Origin of the sequence: Streptomyces sp. NPDC017890 (assembly GCF_044328675.1) — a bacterium.
Lineage (GTDB): Bacteria > Actinomycetota > Actinomycetes > Streptomycetales > Streptomycetaceae > Streptomyces.
Genome location: NZ_JBIRHU010000098.1, coordinates 1 through 2,848 on the forward strand (window position 1 = coordinate 1; position 2,848 = coordinate 2,848).

Genomic DNA, 2,848 nt, shown 5'->3' on the forward strand with positions numbered 1-2,848 from the left:
CGATCCGTCCGTCGACCACAAGCTCTAACAATGCTCCAACTCCGTGTCCTCGGGGCGTCACGTTGACGTTGCTACGGCGCGCTGCTCCCGAATTATTGCAATACAATGGAATTGACGACTACACGAACGGAGTTACCCCTGTGGCGACCAAGCGCACCCGGATTCATCTCAACCAGCGCATTCGCTGCCTCGACCGATATTTCAACCCAGGCGACATCGCAGACCTCGATACAAAGACCATCCAACTCGTCGAGGCACGGAAACAGTTCGAGATCAATCAAACTGACTCTGATTCCCACACTTACACGCAAAGTGCCAATGCAGTGAGGTTAGCTTTGCTTGCAGCCGGGGACTATAGGTACATCGAAGTCAACGGAACTCCCGTATCCCTACTCAAGCTCACCGGCATCAACCCCTCGTGGATCGGAATCACTTTACTGATGAGTGACGGATCCGAAATTCAGGTAATAAAGACAGCTGTCACGGAACTGCAACGAGCACATGAATTGCGACCTGGTAACGAAATCATGCAGGGAGTGCTGTCATCCGAATCCTACCTCCGCACAGGGCATATGGAGTTCCATCTACCTCACCGCCTTGTCGATGCCCTCGAAGATATTGAGGGCAGTTACACGAAGTCGAAGTAGCAGTTCTCAAACTCAGTCCCGTATGATCGAGGTCCTCGGCGCTCGCACCGCAGGCACGGCGCGGCGGTTACGGCAGCTACTGGCACCGTCGTCGATGGCATTGCATTCGTCGACGGTGAGTCTGCCTCTCCGGCAACATGTTCCGGTTCGCGCGCCTGACGAATATTTCGAGTGCTTGGTTGCTATCCCGATCGAGTACTGCCGGGGGTAAGACTGAATCGCTCCGGCGAGTCGGGAGACTTACTGATTTGAGAACTCCGCGATTCGCGTAGTTCTGTGTTCACCGTAGTGGAACGCCTCGAGTTCGGCCGGTGGAACATCGCTGCAGTGCTCGTAGAGGCGTCGGTGGTTGAACCAGTCCACCCATTCCAAGGTGGCGATTTCCACATGTTCGACTGTTCGCCATGGCCCGCGGGGTTTGATCAACTCGGTTTTGTAGAGACCGTTGATCGTTTCGGCGAGAGCGTTGTCGTAGCTCGACCCGGTGGCCCCGATCGAGGTATCGATACCAGCCTCAATGAGTCTGTCGGTGAACGTAATTGACGTGTACTGATTGGGCTCAATCGGTGGACGCAACATTCGAGGTCAGGAGGGTGTTGTGGGTCGTCCATCGGATTGGGTGCGGGAAGTAACGGGCAGGGCTCCGATGAGGTCACCGGGAGCGCCGGGCCATCCACGGTCGAAGGAACGAGATTTTTGGGAGCAGATCAGTACTGGCAAGCTTCCTCGCGAGGCAGCTGACGCTGTCGGCGTGGGACAGCCTGCGGGCCAGCGGTGGTTCCGGCACGCTGGCGGGATGACGCCGTACTCGTGGCCCGCGCCGGCAGGCAGGTACCTCTCTTTGGCAGAGCGTGAGGAAATCGCGATCCTGCACGCCACCGGCCACGGAGTGCGCGCGATCGCGAGTGCCATCGGAAGGAGCCCGTCGACGATCTCGCGGGAGCTGCGGCGTAACGCTGCCACGCGTGGAGGCACGCTCGAATACCGCGCCAGCGTGGCGCACTGGAAAGCCGAGTTGTTTGCTCGTCGCCCGAAGACCGCCAAGCTCGCGGCAAACGATCGGTTACGGCACTACGTCGAGGACCGACTCTCAGGCCAGATCACCAAGCCGGGCGGCGATGCTGTCGCCGGACCGCTCGAACGGCAATGGAAGGGCTTGAACAAGCCGCATCGGCAGGACCGCCGATGGGTGAAAGCGTGGAGCCCTGAGCAGATTTCGCACCGGCTACCGATCGATTTCCCGGATGATGAGTCCATGCGGATCAGCCACGAAGCCATCTACCAGTCCCTGTTCATCGAGGGTCGCAGTGCGCTGCGCCGCGAACTCATCTTGTGCCTGCGCACCGGCCGCGCTCTTCGGATGCCACGCGCGAGAGCGAAACGCGTTGCCTGGGCCCATGTGACACCGGACGTACTCATCAGCGAGCGTCCCGAAGAAGCCGACGACCGTGCGATCCCCGGGCACCACGAAGGTGATCTCATCATCGGCACGGACAGGTCCGCGATCGGCACCATCGTCGAGCGCACAACCGGATACACCACCCTCGTGCACCTGCCTCGGGAACAAGGGTGGCGACAGCAACCGATCACCAAGAACGGGCCGGCACTGTCGGGATACGGAGCGGTGTCGATGAACAGAGCGTTGGCACAGGCACTGGCGTCGATGCCCACCGAACTCAAACGCTCGCTGACCTGGGACCGAGGAAAGGAAATGTCCGCACACGCCCAGTTCACCATCGACACCGGGCTGAAGGTGTACTTCGCCGATCCACACAGCCCATGGCAACGAGGTACCAACGAGAATGCGAATGGACTACTGCGCCAATACTTTCCGAAGGGAACTGATCTCTCGCGATGGAGCCCAGACGATCTCGCGGCAGTCGCACACGCTCTCAACACGCGACCACGGAAACGACTCCAATGGCGAACCCCCGCTGAAGCTTGGGACGAACACCTACGATCAATTCAACAGCAACGTGTTGCTTCGACCAGTTGAATGCGCCTTGCGATCCTCTGTCGGTGTGGACCACGCAGCCTGCGACGAAATCTCGGCGGGCGACGGCGTTGTCGAGCGCATCGACCGCGAGCCGGGACTTCATCCGATCGCTGATGGAGTAGCCAACGATCCGGTTGGAGAATACGTCTTTGAACGCGCACAGGTAGAGCTTGCCTTCGCTCGTCCAATGCTCTGTGATGTCGCC

2 protein-coding genes and 2 pseudogenes are annotated in these 2,848 nt (G+C 59.5%); 2 read left to right on the forward strand and 2 right to left on the reverse strand.

From position 1 onward, the window contains the following. On the forward strand, positions 1-647 hold a 647-nt coding region (locus ACH4F2_RS35520), incomplete at its 5' end, for a hypothetical protein (RefSeq protein WP_398136768.1). Between the two features lie 240 nt (positions 648-887). Here ACH4F2_RS35520 and ACH4F2_RS35525 read toward each other — a convergent pair. After that, positions 888-1,202, reverse strand: a pseudogene (locus ACH4F2_RS35525) (integrase core domain-containing protein); the annotation flags it as partial. 241 nt (positions 1,203-1,443) lie between these two features. Between ACH4F2_RS35525 and ACH4F2_RS35530 the strand changes: the two are divergent. Continuing rightward, positions 1,444-2,643, forward strand: a complete 1,200-nt coding sequence (locus ACH4F2_RS35530) for an IS30 family transposase (RefSeq protein WP_398136769.1) — start codon at positions 1,444-1,446, stop codon at positions 2,641-2,643. Positions 2,644-2,650: 7 nt separating this feature from the next. Here ACH4F2_RS35530 and ACH4F2_RS35535 read toward each other — a convergent pair. Further along, positions 2,651-2,848 (reverse strand): annotated as a pseudogene (locus ACH4F2_RS35535) (DDE-type integrase/transposase/recombinase); the annotation flags it as partial.